At 45.9% G+C, this 15,698-nt stretch carries 18 protein-coding genes; 16 read left to right on the forward strand and 2 right to left on the reverse strand.

Translation table 11 applies throughout. The features are described 5' to 3' along the window. Positions 1 to 900 precede the first annotated feature (900 nt). A complete protein-coding gene (locus GY843_RS19150; RefSeq protein ID WP_297312075.1) occupies positions 901 to 1,671 on the forward strand; it encodes an ABC transporter substrate-binding protein in 771 nt (256 codons plus the stop codon). Between the two features lie 452 nt (positions 1,672 to 2,123). Continuing rightward, positions 2,124 to 2,396, forward strand: a complete 273-nt coding sequence (locus GY843_RS19155) for a DUF3081 family protein (protein WP_297312077.1) — start codon at positions 2,124 to 2,126, stop codon at positions 2,394 to 2,396. A gap of 200 nt (positions 2,397 to 2,596) precedes the next feature. Here GY843_RS19155 and GY843_RS19160 read toward each other — a convergent pair whose 3' ends face one another. Continuing rightward, on the reverse strand, positions 2,597 to 2,890 hold the full coding sequence (locus tag GY843_RS19160) for a hypothetical protein (RefSeq protein ID WP_297312078.1): 294 nt from the start codon (positions 2,888 to 2,890) through the stop codon (positions 2,597 to 2,599). A 417-nt stretch (positions 2,891 to 3,307) separates the two neighbouring features. Next, positions 3,308 to 4,174 (reverse strand): prephenate dehydratase, encoded by an 867-nt coding sequence (locus GY843_RS19165; RefSeq protein ID WP_297312080.1) that lies wholly within the window; start codon positions 4,172 to 4,174, stop codon positions 3,308 to 3,310. 127 nt (positions 4,175 to 4,301) lie between these two features. Here GY843_RS19165 and trmH point away from each other — a divergent pair, with 127 nt between their 5' ends. The 14 genes from trmH (at position 4,302) to nadA (ending at position 15,500) form a co-directional block, all read left to right on the forward strand. Continuing rightward, on the forward strand, positions 4,302 to 5,018 hold the full coding sequence (gene trmH / locus GY843_RS19170; protein WP_297312082.1) for a tRNA (guanosine(18)-2'-O)-methyltransferase TrmH: 717 nt from the start codon (positions 4,302 to 4,304) through the stop codon (positions 5,016 to 5,018). A gap of 80 nt (positions 5,019 to 5,098) precedes the next feature. Beyond that, complete coding sequence (ruvC, locus tag GY843_RS19175; protein ID WP_297312083.1) at positions 5,099 to 5,629, forward strand: crossover junction endodeoxyribonuclease RuvC; 531 nt, start codon at positions 5,099 to 5,101, stop codon at positions 5,627 to 5,629. Beyond that, positions 5,626 to 6,300 carry a trimeric intracellular cation channel family protein gene (locus GY843_RS19180; protein ID WP_297312085.1) on the forward strand — a complete coding sequence of 225 codons (675 nt, stop codon included), beginning with the start codon at positions 5,626 to 5,628 and terminating at the stop codon, positions 6,298 to 6,300. Before ruvC ends, GY843_RS19180 begins: the two co-directional genes overlap by 4 nt. Next, positions 6,301 to 6,933: a Holliday junction branch migration protein RuvA gene (gene ruvA / locus GY843_RS19185; protein ID WP_297312086.1), complete on the forward strand. Its 633-nt coding sequence runs from the start codon at positions 6,301 to 6,303 to the stop codon at positions 6,931 to 6,933. A 23-nt stretch (positions 6,934 to 6,956) separates the two neighbouring features. Next, entirely contained in the window at positions 6,957 to 7,967 is a 1,011-nt protein-coding gene (ruvB, locus tag GY843_RS19190) for a Holliday junction branch migration DNA helicase RuvB (protein ID WP_297312087.1), read from the forward strand. 129 nt (positions 7,968 to 8,096) lie between these two features. Next, positions 8,097 to 8,477, forward strand: a complete 381-nt coding sequence (locus tag GY843_RS19195) for a TraR/DksA family transcriptional regulator (RefSeq protein WP_297312088.1) — start codon at positions 8,097 to 8,099, stop codon at positions 8,475 to 8,477. Positions 8,478 to 8,676: 199 nt separating this feature from the next. Next, positions 8,677 to 9,360, forward strand: a complete 684-nt coding sequence (tolQ, locus tag GY843_RS19200; protein ID WP_297312089.1) for a protein TolQ — start codon at positions 8,677 to 8,679, stop codon at positions 9,358 to 9,360. Between the two features lie 18 nt (positions 9,361 to 9,378). Then, positions 9,379 to 9,795: a protein TolR gene (gene tolR, locus GY843_RS19205; protein WP_297312091.1), complete on the forward strand. Its 417-nt coding sequence runs from the start codon at positions 9,379 to 9,381 to the stop codon at positions 9,793 to 9,795. 9 nt (positions 9,796 to 9,804) lie between these two features. Next, on the forward strand, positions 9,805 to 10,743 hold the full coding sequence (gene tolA / locus GY843_RS19210) for a cell envelope integrity protein TolA (protein ID WP_297312093.1): 939 nt from the start codon (positions 9,805 to 9,807) through the stop codon (positions 10,741 to 10,743). Positions 10,744 to 10,792: 49 nt separating this feature from the next. Beyond that, the gene (gene tolB / locus GY843_RS19215; protein ID WP_297312094.1) at positions 10,793 to 12,103 is read left to right on the forward strand and encodes a Tol-Pal system beta propeller repeat protein TolB; all 1,311 of its coding nucleotides are present in this window, start codon (positions 10,793 to 10,795) and stop codon (positions 12,101 to 12,103) included. A 96-nt stretch (positions 12,104 to 12,199) separates the two neighbouring features. Further along, the gene (gene pal, locus GY843_RS19220; RefSeq protein ID WP_297312096.1) at positions 12,200 to 12,721 is read left to right on the forward strand and encodes a peptidoglycan-associated lipoprotein Pal; all 522 of its coding nucleotides are present in this window, start codon (positions 12,200 to 12,202) and stop codon (positions 12,719 to 12,721) included. A 6-nt stretch (positions 12,722 to 12,727) separates the two neighbouring features. After that, entirely contained in the window at positions 12,728 to 13,540 is an 813-nt protein-coding gene (gene ybgF, locus GY843_RS19225; protein WP_297312097.1) for a tol-pal system protein YbgF, read from the forward strand. 14 nt (positions 13,541 to 13,554) lie between these two features. Continuing rightward, positions 13,555 to 14,238, forward strand: a complete 684-nt coding sequence (gene queC, locus GY843_RS19230) for a 7-cyano-7-deazaguanine synthase QueC (RefSeq protein WP_297312098.1) — start codon at positions 13,555 to 13,557, stop codon at positions 14,236 to 14,238. A 209-nt stretch (positions 14,239 to 14,447) separates the two neighbouring features. Continuing rightward, a complete protein-coding gene (gene nadA, locus GY843_RS19235) occupies positions 14,448 to 15,500 on the forward strand; it encodes a quinolinate synthase NadA (protein WP_297312100.1) in 1,053 nt (350 codons plus the stop codon). The last annotated feature ends 198 nt before the right edge of the window (positions 15,501 to 15,698 follow it).

The raw sequence follows: 15,698 nt of genomic DNA on the forward strand, positions 1-15,698 counted from the left end.
AAAAAAAGCCCCTAGATCATAGGGGCTGAAAAATGCGTTAACTCATGGCAAGGCCAGAGTTGAAGATGGGATGCAAGATGAGCTTTCGAACTACCACATGTCCTTGGTAATTTAAGCATCAATTGCAGGTTCAGTATCGCTTGCTTTTGTGCGGTGCAAAATTGAACTTTGGTTCAAATAACATGGGGTTATGAGTAGTAAGTAACCAGTTTTTTTGCAGTACTAAATACGGGTTTTCCCTATTTTTAGGTGTTTTTTGATGGTGTTTTGATCAGATGTTTATTTGATGGCGAAACTGCGGCACCAAATTTGCCCATCTGTGAAGCTGAATCACTCATAGAGATTTAAAGTAGGTATCTCATTTTATTCTAAGTTAAAACGCTTTCATCTAAAGATGAGATAAGGGGAGCTGCTGAGCTCCCCTTAACAATCCCCTGCAGCCCCACTGCTTGTCCGGCTACGCCCGATACCTTCCGTTTCTCACTTGAACCAGCGAGCTTGTAAACTCGGTCACTTCGTTTCCTCAGACAAACAAGCTCTTATTTCTGGTTCAAGCTGCGATACTCAGCTTCACAGAGGGGAGGTATAACGTGCCGAAGTTAAATTTAGGGCTATAAGCTTAGCTTTGAAACCCTCTGTTTCAGAAAAACGGGGAAGCTTCTGATGTCGTAGCCATTTTACAAATTGGCGAGGAATTTATGTGCTTGAACATGAAAACTTACACATCGTATCAATGTCTGAAAACCACTATACAGAATGAGGTTGGCTATACTGGACATTGTATTGTCGTTACGGATCTGTAGATTTAGATCAGAGAAAACTATGAAGTATTTTCTATCCCTATTCATCTTGTTATGCACGCTTTCCCCCCTCGCGCACGCAAGTGAAAAAACAATAATAATGGGCTACAAAGCAATATCTAAACCGCCCCTTATTGGCGGTCATGGCGATAATGCTGGGTTGTATTCAGATCTGTTTCAAAAAGCCGCAGAGCGAATTGGTTATGAGCTACTGGTTGTAAGAATTCCCAAAAAGAGGCTTCATTCTGAACTCTCTAGAGGTATTGTCGATTTCTATCCCGGTTCCTCTTTTTCACAAAAGAGAACAGGCTATATTTACTTTCTCCCCAATGGCCTCCAAACAAAAGAAGTCCTCATTTCTTTGAATAACCGTCCTGAAATCAAATCGCTAGATGAAGTTGAAGGAAGGCTTATGGTTGAACTATCAAGCAGCAAACTCGAATGGGACCAAATCTATCCCAAGATAACTATCTCACAGATGGGTAAGCTTTCGATGGATAAGGTCATCGAAGCACTAAAAACAGGTAGAGGTGACTTTTACATTGCTGACATAGAGATAGTGGAGCACTATCAGAAAGTTAATTCCTTAGAGAGCTATGAAGAGATCGGGATAAAGATCCATCCCAACGCAATAAACCAAGTGTTTATACCGATGTACATAGGTTTTTCCCGTAAATCCAAACTCTTTTCAGAACATCCAAACCCCAATTTTTCCCCCGACGAAGCAATCAGTATTGATAACTTTTACACCAAAATAGACACAAACTCAGTGGCTTATCAGTTTTATCAAGCATTAGAACAATTGAAGCAGGCAGGGTACACACATCAGCTTTACGAGAAGTATTTCAGACAAGCACCAGAAACAAAGTAGTCGAGACGATCTTTGGTGAGAAATGCGGGCTTCATCACGCTTTTTGATAGAAGTAAGTAAGAGGATTCAGGCTTAGTCCGATTGTGCTCAGAAATGTCTACCACTGGGGTCGCGTGGCAACACGCTGTTTCTATGCCTGAAAGCTTGCTTAATTCCCTGTGATCTATTCAGTAACTCGTTGCGTAACAATAGTGACTCTTGAAAGGACGCTGGATTAATAGGGGGCTAGGTAATTAGCTTGCCTCAGTACAAAGCCATAACCTTCTGGTTTTGTTAAGGATGTATTTTCAGATCTACTACCGTTATGTCCGGGTTGTAGATCCTGATTGAATAATCAGGAATGCATCTTCTCTTAATAAGCAGTTCAAGATCACCCGATTGCCCCTTACAGCTGTTCTCAATTTGGGCTTGGCTTCTTAGCCAAGCCCCTTTTTTTACAGGATTAGAACTTAATGATTGATAACGAGCTTAAAGTTGACGTGATGAGAACACTTAGTGTGTTTCACTGCATTTTGGATCATGGTGAGAAGCTTGGAGATGGTCACTATATATACTCAGGTATACAAGCTAAGCATGATCAGGAAGGTTATACCCTTACTTTGCTTGATTCACAGGTTAAGCTGAATCTTTTCTTTCACAATAAATTCCAGGCTGACTTTGCGAAAAGAACGCAGTTTGATGAATTCCTTCATAAACTAGATCGCATATACAATAAACATCACTAAAGATATGTGTTGCTAGCCTTTATCGATGAGGCTTTAACACGTGAAAACAACTTGTTTGCTGACTTACTCAACCGTCTAGGATAATTCTAATTGGGTGAAGGCTATTGCTTTTGCCCAAAGTGCCTTTTAAGCACATCAAATTCATGCAATTTACCTCTTACCTCTGTAATTGTGTACCTCTCTAGTAATGTACCCCTGTATTAAGGGTTTGCTGAGGCTTTCTGCTTCGATGCCCAAGCAATATAACGTTGTATCTCGGGTGACGCTAAGAGCGCATCAAGTGAATTAAACTCTTTGGCCAGTGTCATTTCGTCAAAAGTGCGATGAATTGCCGTGTGGCAGCCACGGCAAATGTTGATGCCTCGATTTAACTCATCACGGTTATATCGTTTAGCAAAATGACTTCTACGGTGAACCTTTCTGGGAATCAGGTGATGGAATGTCAAAGCTAATGTTCTTTGGCACAGAGGGCACTGTGCAGTGAGGCTTTTCATAATATTTCACTGATCTGTTAACACATGATTTTACTCTAACTTGTAGTTAATAGATCATTTTTCATATTTCTAGTTAAACTGGTGATCTGCTTTAAAGGGCTTATCGTAGATATAGTTACAAAGCCGGTTTTTAAAGATGGTAATGCGTCCCTTACCGCAGAGGTTCGAATCCTTACGCCGGCTCCATCTCTCCCTCTTAAAACCCTGTAGCGCTTTTTCTCCGAGTGTTAGACAGAGCTAAACCGACCTTTAAGAGTTTTTATATTTTGAAAATTGGAACAAATTTGATCCAGTGTCAGTTATAGATCAGTTCCGGTTAAGAGACTAAGCCAATAAGACTAATGTTTTTGTGGGTATCAGCCTAAACTCAGGCATGACTAACAACGGGAAATAATAAAGGGGCCGAAGCCCCTTTAATTACTCAATAATTTGATCTTTCTGCATCCGGAACGGATGCCAAGGATAGGTCCCCATCACGCGAACCTCTTTGGCAAAGAAATCCAACTCCTGCAGCGCATATTTCATCGCTTTCTCATCCGGGTGGCCTTCGACATCCAGATGGAAGCTGGCAGCAGTCATGGTATCGGAAGCCATATAGCTCTCCAGCTTCAGCATGTTTACGCCGTTGGTAGAGAAACCGCCCAGCGCTTTATATAGCGCCGCTGGGATGTTGCGTACTGTGAACATCAGCGATGTCATAAAGCGGATGTTTGGATCCAGTTCTGGCATATGGCTGTCACGGGCCAGAATCATGAAGCGAGTTGTGTTACCGGTTTTATCCTGGAAGTTCTCGCGGATGATCTCCAGATCATATAGCTCAGCCGCTAGGCTGGATGCGATCGCTGCGTGACCCGGTTGAGGGGTTTCGCTGAGTTCTGCAGCAGCACCTGCGGTATCAAGACTGGCGATTTGAGTTAAGCCTAACTCATTGATATGACCATCACACTGGGCTAGCGCCTGCGGGTGAGATGAGACGGTTTTCAGATCTTCTGCTTTGCTGCCTTTAGCGGCCAGCAGGCAGTGGCTGACCGGTTCAAAGTGTTCGCCCACGATGTGTAGCTTGGTTTTAGGCATTAAGCGGTAGATCTCTTCAACTCGTCCTGCCGTTGAGTTTTCCAGTGGAATCATTGCTAGGCGAGCTTCACCACGCTCTACCATAAACATCGCATCCGCAAAGGTTGCACAGGCTTGTGCCTCCAGTTCTGGATGCGCCTTACGGCAGGAAAGGTGGGAATAAGCACCAGGTACGCCCTGGTAAGCAATAATTGCTGGTAGGTCAGTCATATCTTTGATTTCATAAGGTATAAAACGAGGCGCATATTATTACACAGATCTAATCAACTCTGTTACTGTTCGCGCTGCCTAACTTTCTGCTACCAAATACCCAATTTCTATCAAAGATTTTCAAGTTATGACTCCGGAACGTACCGAAAAGCTGCTTAAGGTTTTACATCGCCGCCAACCCGATCTGACTTTGATCGCCGATCAGGTGAACAAACCACGTAATCTGTCAGCTTTGATCAGGAACTGTGATGCGGTGGGTATTCATTCTGTTCACACAGTTGTGCCTAAAGAGGGTTACCGTACCTACCGCGGAACAGCCAAAGGCAGTGACTTTTATGTCAAAACCCGACAGCACCATGATGTGGTGTCGGCTATAGAAACGGTGAAGGCTCAGGGAATGAAAGTGGTAGCGGCTCATTTCTCGGATAGAGCGATTGATTACCGTGATTTTGACTATACCCAGCCTTGTGCTGTGCTGATGGGAGCAGAGAAGCAAGGAGTGAGTGATATAGCCTCTGATATGGCCGATGCGCATGTCACTATACCGATGATGGGTATGGTTAGTTCCCTGAATGTTTCAACGGCAGCGGGTATTATTCTTGTTGAAGCTCAGCACCAACGTCTGCAGGCAGGGTTATATGATCAGCCGAGGCTTGAACAGAAGGAGATGTGCCGCTGCTTGTTTGAGTGGGGCAATCGTGATCTGGCTAAATTCTGCCGCGATAATGGCCTGGCGTACCCCCCATTAGATGAGATTGGCGATGTAATTGATGCTCCGGGTTGGTATCAGTCTGTTCGTGATGGTAAAGCTACAAGCTTTGACTGGAGTGAGCAGGCGGTTTGAAGAGCAAATGAGATTAGAGCTTTTTAATTTTTAAGCACTACTGTATGCTTGCCTGTATAAATAACCAGTAATTTAGTTTGATGCTAATTTTAGGAATTGACCCAGGCTCCCGAATCACCGGCTACGGTGTGATCAATTGTGTAGGTAACAAGAATGAGTATGTTGCCAGCGGTTGTATTCGTATTAAAGGTGAAGAACTGCCAGAACGTTTGCAGCAGGTCTATGCAGGAGTCACCGAGGTTATCGAGCGCTACTGCCCACAGGAATTTGCGATCGAGCAGGTGTTTATGGCACGTAATGCGGATTCAGCTCTCAAGCTTGGTCAGGCAAGGGGTGTGGCTATTGTTGCTGGCACTAATGCGGAGCTTCCCGTCTATGAATACGCCGCACGTAAGGTAAAACAATCGGTGGTAGGGAAAGGTTCTGCAGACAAGTCCCAGGTGCAACATATGGTTGCACATATTCTCAAGCTGCCTGGTCTTCCTCAGGCTGATGCTGCAGATGCCCTTGCTATAGCCCTTTGTCATGCTCATACCCGTAACAGTCTGATTAAAACAGCGGGTTCAATGACTAATCGTAATGCCAGTTGGAGGCGTCAGCAGCTCCCATGACTGATATGAGCTATAGCGACTTTATCTATATTGCGGATCTTATTGGTGTGGCCGTGTTTGCTACTGCTGGTGCTTTGGCAGCGCAGGGTAAACGTCTGGATATTCTCGGTGTCGTTGTTCTGGCTATTGTGACTGCTTTGGGTGGAGGAACGATCCGCGATATAACATTGGATATCCATCCTGTGGTTTGGATCGCTGATACATCTTATCTGTGGACCGCGATTATCTCTGCGGTCGTTGCTTTCGTTGTGTGTCGTTACATTCAGTATCCAAGGCGAACTTTGTTGGTTCTGGATGCGATGGGGTTAGCCCTGTTTGCAGTTTTAGGGGCCGAAAAAGCATTAGCTCTGGATCTTCCGCCGCTGATTGTTGTGATGATGGCTGTTATCACAGGTTGTGCCGGAGGCATGATCCGCGACATTCTGACCGGGCAGATTCCTCTGATTCTGCAACGTGACGGTGAGCTTTATGCTACTTGTGCATTGGTTGGCGCAATTATCTATGTCTCTTTACAGCAATATATGCCGGATATGCCGGGCCAGATAGTGGCGTTAACGTCGATGACGATCATCTTTGTTCTGCGAATGGCAGCGATGTTTACTGATCTGAGGCTCCCGGAATTTATTATTGCGGGCCACAAGCTGGAAAAAATTGAAAAAAGGAAAGAATAAGTGATAGGCCGATTAAAAGGTGAGTTGCTAGAGAAGCTTCCACCGCAACTGGTGATAGATGTAAACGGTGTTGGCTACGAGGTAGAAGCTTCGATGAATACCTTTTATCGCCTACCGGAAACCGGTAAGCAGGTAACTCTATTTACCCACTTTGTTGTGCGTGAAGATGCTCAGTTGCTTTACGGGTTTTATGATCGTGAAGAACGTTCATTGTTTCGGACACTGATCAAAGCCAATGGCGTTGGCCCCAAACTGGCGATCACTATTCTTTCTGGTATCTCCACTTCAGAGTTTGTGCGTTGTGTGAATGATGGTGATACCGCATCACTGGTGAAACTGCCTGGTGTAGGTAAGAAGACAGCTGAGCGCTTGATTGTGGAGATGAAAGATAAGATCAAGGCACTGGGACTGGAATCTTCCGATGAATTCCAACTATCTGCTGCAGATGGACCGGATATGGCATCATTTGAACCTGTCAGTGACTCCAGAGCAGAAGCTGAAAGTGCGCTTGTTGCGCTGGGTTACAAGCCAGTACAGGCGACTAAATCCATAGAACAAGCGCATAAATCATTGGGCGCTGGTGCAAGTTGTGAAGAGCTTATTCGTGTGGCTCTCAGGTCTATGGTTGGGTAAGGGCTAAGTTAAAGGTTTAGATAATGATTGAAGCTGATCGTTTTATATCGCCACTGAGTAATCCCGTAGAGGAAGCGCAGGATCGAGCGATTCGCCCTAAATCCCTGGAAGATTATGTCGGCCAGCCTGTTGTGCGCGAGCAGATGGAGATCTTTATCCAGGCTGCGAAGATGCGTTCTGAAGCGCTGGATCACACATTGATCTTTGGCCCCCCAGGTCTAGGTAAAACGACTCTGGCTAATATCATCGCCAACGAGATGGGTTCAGAGATTAAAACCACTTCAGGTCCTGTTTTGGAAAAGGCGGGGGATCTGGCTGCATTGCTGACCAATCTTGAGCCCAATGATGTGCTGTTTATTGATGAGATCCATCGTCTGAGCCCGAATGTTGAAGAGGTGCTTTATCCCGCGATGGAGGACTATCAACTCGATATCATGATTGGTGAAGGCCCAGCCGCCCGTTCTATCAAGTTGGAGCTGCCGCCTTTTACTCTAGTTGGGGCGACAACCCGTGCTGGGCTTTTGACTTCTCCTCTGCGTGACCGATTCGGCATTGTTCAGCGCCTTGAATTCTATAATGTGGATGACCTGACTAGCATTGTGTCTCGTTCTGCGAACCTGTCGGGTACTCAGATTGATGATCATGGTGCTCGTGAAGTTGCGAAGCGCTCTCGAGGTACCCCACGAATTGCTAACCGTCTGCTGCGCCGTGCCAGAGATTATGCGGAAGTGAAAGGGGATGGTCTGATCAATAACGATATTGCTGATCGGGCGTTGAATATGTTGAACGTAGATCACCATGGATTTGATCATCTCGACCGCAGAATGCTACTAACAATGATTGAAAAGTTTGCTGGTGGCCCTGTTGGTGTTGAAAGCTTGGCCGCGGCGATCAGTGAAGAGCGTGACACGATCGAGGATGTGTTGGAGCCTTATCTGATTCAACAAGGTTTTGTCATGCGTACTCCTCGAGGGCGAGTAGTAACTGATCATGCCTACCGTCACTTCGGTCTGGATAAACCAGCAGATTCCTAAACCCGACCTGGATCAATAAACCATACAGAAAGAAGGTTTTTTTCCGCAACCTGATCTTGATCAACATACATATCTACAGATGCCGTCTACTATTCCTGAGAAATAAATAATAACTAAATAGGTAGTGGCATGACGGCGAGCCTAAGTCTTTCAGAAGTAGCGTCATTTAAAAATGAGCTACAGAGACTACTAGAACAGCTACAAACGGAAGTTGGTGAAGAACTGGAGCAGCAGGTACATCCTGATATTAATCAATCTACTGTGCATGACACAGGTGATGATGCAGAGGCTTCTGTAGAGCTAATGTTAAGTGTTGAGACATTAGCTCGGCATAGTGATGAAGTGGCAGAATGTTTGGCTGCGTTAAAAAGAATTGAAACAGGCGATTTTGGTTGTTGTACCGATTGTGGTGAAGAGATTGAACTAAGTCGTCTTAAGGCTTGTCCAACTGCTTCACGCTGTATTCGTTGCCAATCAGTACACGAAACTGGTTTGCAACAGAGCGCGTAATTTATTTTTCATTGTAAGCTCCCTACAGGATCTTTTTGCCGGCCTTTATGGCCGGTTTTTTCTTGTATTAATCCTTTCTGCTGTTATTGTTGACCCTTAAATTTTCGGCATGAAAATTTTCGGAACTTTTAGCTCCCAACAGGTTCCTACTTCTGATTATTTTTATGTGTTACTGGTTGATTGCTAGAGGGAAGGTGTTGTGGACGAAAAGATGTCGATCTGGAGTCTGGTTGCTAACGCGAGTATTGTCGTTCAGTTAGTGATGGTGATGTTGTTACTGGCGTCGCTTATCTCCTGGGTTATGATCTTTCAGCGTCATTTTGTATTAAGCAGTGCGCGGAAATCCCTTCGTAATTTTGAAGATCGTTTCTGGTCAGGTGTTGATCTGGGGCAGCTGTTTCGTGAGATCAATCAGCAGCCAAATTCAGACTGTGGTGCAGAGAATATTTTCCGTGCTGGTATTAAAGAATATACCCGCCTTACTCAACAAAAAGGCTATGACCCTGACGCAGTAATGGATGGTATCCAGCGTAGTATGCGTGTTGCGCTGGCCCGCGAAGAAGACAAGTTGGAACGCCATCTGCCGTTTCTTGCCACTGTAGGTTCAACCAGCCCATATGTCGGCCTGTTTGGTACTGTGTGGGGGATTATGAACTCCTTCCGAGGTCTGGCTAATGTGCACCAGGCTACTTTGGCTTCGGTAGCGCCCGGTATATCTGAAGCGCTGATCGCAACAGCTATCGGCCTTTTTGCAGCTATTCCGGCCGTTATTGCTTATAACCGATATTCTGCACAGGTCGAGTATTTGTTGGGTAACTATGAGACCTTTGCTGATGAGTTCTCATCTATCCTGCATCGTCGTATGCACGCTGCTGCGCACTAATCATTAAGGTATTATCTGATGATTAGACGGCATAAGAAAAAGCGTAAACTCAATTCTGATATCAATGTTGTACCTTATATCGATGTGATGATGGTGTTGCTGGTTATCTTTATGATCACAGCACCGATGCTCACGCAGGGGGTTAATGTTGATCTACCCAAAGCGTCTGCTGAACCGGTGGATGATAAAGATAATGAGCCGGTTATTGTTACTGTTGACGCTGAAGGTCAGTACTACATCGATGTGGGTGGTGATCCTAAACAAGCCGTAACCGCTGACGTGGTTCAGGACCGTGTTGCTAAGGTTCTTGCAACTAATCCACAAAAGATGCTGTTAGTACGTGGTGACAAAGATGTGAACTACGATACCGTAGTGCAACTGATGGTGCTGTTACAGCAGGCAGGTGCGCCAAGTGTTGGTCTGGTAACGGAGTAGGGCGGAATTTTGCGTTCAGGTAGTTACCTTTTACCGATAATACTGGCAACTCTGCTGCATGTTGTGGTTGTTGCGCTGCTGGCACAGAGCTGGTTTGAACATGAAGATCCGGTAAGAAAAGTACCGCGTCATGTTCAGGCGCAGATTGTTGACCTGAAAACCCAGAAAGCCCAGGCGAAACAAGCTGCTGAGGCCAAGGCGCGTAAGAAGGCCGAGCAACGACGCAAAGCAGAAGCTGAGAAAAAGCGTATTGCTGATCAGAAGCGAAAAGCGGCTGAGAAGAAAAAACAGCAAGAGATAGCAAAGAAAAAGGCGGCAGAGAAAAAACGTCAGCAGGAGATCGCTAAAAAGAAAGCGGCTGAAAAGAAAAAGCAACAAGAGATAGCGAAAAAGAAGAAGGCTGACGCTGAGAAGAAACGTTTAGCCGAACAGAAAAAACAGAAAGAGATCGCCCGTAAGAAAGCAGAAGCGGAACGCGCTGCAAAAGCCGAGGCAGATAAAAAGCGTAAAGCTGAAGAAGAAAAAGCGAAACGTTTATCAGAAGCTAAACGTAAGCTTGAAGCCGCAGCTGCAGAAAAAAGACGTAACGAAGCATTGCAGAAGGCAATGGAAGAGGAAGAGGCCGCAATGCGGGCAGAAGAGCAACGTGCTTCTGCTATGAGCTATGAAGCTTATATTGTTGATCAGATAACTAGGAACTGGCGTCGTTCGCCATCTGCCCGTAACGGAATGGTGGTCGAAGTCACCGTTCATCTATTGCCTTCGGGTAGGGTAAATGATCGCTATGTATCGAAATCTAGTGGCGATTCCCGGTTTGATAATGATGCGCTTAGAGCAATAGATCGGGTTGCGGTATTTGAGAAACTACAGGATATGGAACCTGTTGTGTTTGATCGTTACTTCCGTAAGCGTGTTTTACGTTTCCGCCCGGAAGATTTGCGAGACTGATATAAATAATGCTCATATGTTAAGTAGTAAGGGCATCGAGGGAAATTAAGTGAAAAAGATTGTTCAAGTTCTAGTGGCTTTTTTTACGCTGAGTATCTCACTTTTTAGCTGGGCTGCTGAAAGTGATCTGGCTATTGAAATTACCCAGGGTATTGATGAGCCAACCCCGGTGGCAGTAGTGCCTTTTTCATGGGATGGTAGTTTTGCCCTGCCTGAAGATATTGCTTCAATCGTTTCTGCAGACTTGGGCCGTACGGGCCTATTCTCCATGCTGGATCGCAAGAATATGCTGAGTTTCCCTACCCAGCAGAATCAGATTTTTTACCGTGATTGGCGTGTCAGTAATACTGAATTTCTGGTTATTGGCCGCCAAATTCCGACCACAGGAAAGCAGATAGCGGTCGAGTTTGAACTTTACGATGTGGTTAAAGAACAGAGACTACTGGCGGAACGTATCTCCGGTGACCAGTCCAATATGCGAGATATTGCGCACTATATCTCCGATATGGTTTACGAGAAGTTGACCGGCATACGTGGTGCATTTTCTACCCGTATTGTTTATGTCACTGCCCATCGTTTTGGTGAGGGTAAAGTTAAGTACCGCCTGAAAATGGCTGACTCCGATGGTGCCCGTCCCATTACTATTCGTGAGCAGAGCGAGCCTCTAATGTCCCCAGCCTGGGCAAAAGATGGTTCCAAATTGGCTTATGTCTCGTTTGAAACAGGCAAGCCTGCAATCTATATACAGTATCTTGCTACGGGTAAGCGCGAACGTATTCAGTCCTTCCGTGGATTGAATGGTGCTCCCGCATGGTCACCGGATGGTAATCGTCTGGCGCTTGTGCTTTCCAAAGATGGTAACCCGGAGGTGTATGTTCTGGATCTGCGCTCTCGCAACCTGGCCAGAGTCACACACCATTATGGTATTGATACAGAGCCAAGCTGGTCGCCAGATGGACAATCCCTGATCTTTACCTCTGACCGTGGCGGACAACCTCAGATCTATCGCATCCATCTGCCGACCCGTCAGATTGAGCGTGTGACATATGATGGTAACTATAACGCCCGTGGTCGATTGACTCAGGATGGGCGTTTCCTGGCGATGGTGCACCGGGGCGACGATAACGTATTCCATATTGCGGTTCAGGATCTAAGAACCGGTCGTCTTGACGTACTTACTGATACCTATCTGGATGAATCTCCAACTATTGCGCCTAACGGCAGTATTATCCTCTATGCAACTCAGAAGGGTAATCGTGGTGTGCTTGGTGGTGTAACGCTAGATGGTGGGGTTCGATTTATCCTGCCGTCTGCAAGTGGTGATGTGCGGGAGCCTGCGTGGAGCCCGTACTTGCAATAAAAGTTTATAGACATTAACGTATGTTCAGTTTTGAGCATTACTATTACATATAATTAATATATTTTGCTGAAAATCAGCAATTTACAGGAGTGATCGATGCGAGTTTCCAACGTAACTAAAGCTGTTGCACTGGCTTTGTCCGTAGCATGGGTAGCAGGTTGTAGTACATCTGGTTCATCTACTGATACTGGTTCTGCAACAGGTGGTAATAACGGTTCTACTCAGGGCGTTAATACTGGCAGTAACGTTAGCGGTTCTACTATGACTGCGGCTGAAGTTGCTAACCTGCAGACTGTTTTCTACTTTGATTTTGACCGTGCTGTAGTTAAATCTGCTGGTTTTAATGACCTGGAGAAGCATGGCCAGTACCTGGCTGCGAATCCTTCTGCTCGTGTAGTTCTGGAAGGTCATGCGGATGAACGCGGTACTCGTGAATACAACATGGCTCTGGGCGAGCGTCGTGCGAAAGCTGTTTCTCGCTTCCTGCAGGTTAACGGTGCATCAGCTAATCAGATTGAAGCTGTTAGCTTCGGTGAAGAGAAGCCAGCAGTACTGGGTCACAGCGAGTCAAGCTGGAGCCAGAACCGTCGCGTGGAGCTGAAGTACGTTTCTCGCTAATCTGTGATGGTCTTATCTCGTAAAACCTCCGTTGCAGCACTTGCGCTTTTTATCAGCGCAAGTGCTGTTGCTGAAGATGTCCCTGTAATTGAGCTGGGTGTGAATAATGGTGCTCAGGGCACTGTAAATTCCCAGGTTCAGTACAATGCTGCTTCATCTAATAGTGAACTGATGATGATTGTGCAGCAGCTGCAAGACGAAGTTCGGTCGCTGCGTGGACAACTTGAGCAACAAAACCATCGCCTGAAACAGATGGAGCGACAGCAGCTTGATCGTTACCGCGATCTGGATCGTCGTATCTCGTCTATTTCTTCTGGTGCTAATACCGGTACTAATTCAGGTGCTAATCCAGGAAATACAGCATCATCAACTGTTTCATCTAATGATTCACCTGTAGCCGCTGCCACTCCTAAGCCGGAGCCTACACTGGTTCAACCAGATGCTACACCGAGTGATGCCAAGGCATATCGTGACGCTTTTGGTCTGGTAAGGGAGCGTAACTTCCCTAAGGCAGCTGAAGCATTCACAGCGTTTATCAAAGATTATCCGCAAAGTGCACGTTTACCTAATGCATACTACTGGTTGGGTGAGATTCATCTGGCAGAGCAAAAGCCCGAGTTAGCCCGTGAGCCGTTTGTGCAGGTGATTACTAAGTTTGCTGATCATCGTAAAGCGCCTGATGCGGCATACAAGCTGGGCATCGTCTACGATCAACTGGGCGACACTAAAAAGTCGGCAGAATATTTGGATATGGTGATTAACAACTATCCTGATTCTTCTGCTGTTCGTCTGGCTAAAGAATTTAAACGTCTGCAATAATTTCGGAAATTCCCATGAGTTCTTCTGCTTCCAAAAAAGCAGTGGTATTGCTGTCTGGTGGTCTTGATTCAGCGACTGCGCTGGCGATCGCTTCTGACCGCGGATACCAATGTTACGTAATGAGCTTTGACTATGGACAGCGCTCACTCACTGAACTGAATGCTGCCAAACAGATTGCGCAGCAGCAAGGAGCACTCGAGCACAAAGTAATCCGGTTACATCTGGAAGACTTTGGCGGATCCGCACTGACCGATCACAGCATTGATGTACCGGAAGAGGAAACCGATGAGATTCCGGTAACCTACGTACCTGCGCGAAATACGGTATTTCTTTCCTTAGCTTTGGGCTGGGCTGAAGTACTTGAGGCAGATGCCATCTTTATCGGTGTTAATGCTGTGGATTATTCCGGCTACCCTGATTGTCGTCCCGAATACATTGCTGCTTTCGAAACCATGGCCAATTTGGCAACTAAACGTGGTGTAACAGGTGATCCAATCAAGATTGAGACGCCTCTGATTGATCTGACTAAAGAGCAGATTATTCAGGAAGGTACCCGTTTAGGTGTGGATTATGGTCTGACTGTATCTTGCTATCAGGCCGATGATGAGGGTAGGGCTTGTGGGAATTGCGATAGCTGTAGGCTACGAGCACAGGGCTTTGCTGATTCAGGTTTGAGTGATCCAACTAGGTATCAATAATAGTTACTGGTATGAGGGACAGGTTTAAACCTGTCCCCAAATTAGGTATCACAAAATATAACATTCCTTCCGTTCACTTCAGCTGTGGTATAATATCGCTCCTCTTTTATCCGTGGTGAGTAGCGGATAAATTGTGCAGCTTGATCAAATAAGCCGATTTTTATTACTGGTGCTGCATCTCACGTTAGAACTATGAGTACGAACATCACATGTTCAGCAAACAGGATATTTCAGAACGCATCCTTATTCAGGAGCACTTCGCTAACGAACACCTTCCTCTGGATATGACGTTGGAACAGGTGGAAGACTACAAACAGCGCATCAAGAAGCTGCTAAAAGAGAAGAATGCCTGTCTGGTTGCTCATTATTACACCGATCCGATCCTGCAACAGTTGGCCGATGAAACCGGTGGCTGTGTATCTGATTCCCTTGAGATGGCGCGTTTTGGTAATGCGCATGAGGCGGATACGCTGATCGTAGCGGGCGTGAAGTTTATGGGTGAAACAGCAAAGATTCTGACACCGGAAAAACGTGTACTGATGCCGACAATTGAAGCGACCTGTTCTCTGGACATTGGCTGCCCGATTGAAGAGTTTAATGCTTTCTGTGATGCGCACCCTGATCATGAAGTAGTTGTATACGCTAACACTTCTGCTGCTGTTAAGGCGCGTGCCGATTGGGTTGTAACCTCAAGTATTGCTCTGCAAGTAGTTGAACATCTTGCTGACGAGGGCAAGAAAGTTATCTGGGCGCCGGATAAGCATCTGGGTACGTATGTTCAGCGTGAAACTGGCATCGAGATGTTGATGTGGGATGGTTCCTGCATCGTACATGAAGAGTTTAAAGCGAAGGGTATTCTTGATCTTAAAAAAGTGTATCCAGACGCAGCAGTGCTGGTACACCCTGAATCCCCTGATGCCGTTGTTGAGCTGGCTGATGCAGTGGGTTCAACTACCCAGATTATCAATGCTGCGCGAGATCTGCCGAATGAGCAGTTTATCGTTGCTACGGATAAAGCGATCTTCTACAAGATGCAGCAGGCAGCTCCAGGTAAACAGTTTATTGAAGCACCTACAGGTGGTTCAGGTGCTACCTGCCGTAGTTGTGCTCACTGCCCTTGGATGGCTATGAATGGTCTGGAAAGTGTTTTACACGCCCTTGAAACGGGTAAAGACGAAATCTTCGTTGATGACTCCCTGATCGTTGACGCGCGTAAGCCATTACAGAGAATGCTGGATTTTTCTGCTCAGCTGAACAAATAGAAATATTTATATAAAAAAGCCCGCAATAGCGGGCTTTTTTATTATCTGATTGGCGCCTTAAGGCCTCATTTCCAATGATTTTCTAATCTGAAGGGCATCTTCTTTGCGCTGCTCTAGGCGTGCTTTCTCGTGAGAGGAGAGTTGCGGGTCTCGCAGAGCATAATCTACCTGCTTTAAGGCTCTATCAACATGAGCGGT

Origin of the sequence: Neptuniibacter sp. (genome assembly GCF_024231755.1) — a bacterium.
GTDB lineage: Bacteria > Pseudomonadota > Gammaproteobacteria > Pseudomonadales > Balneatricaceae > Neptuniibacter.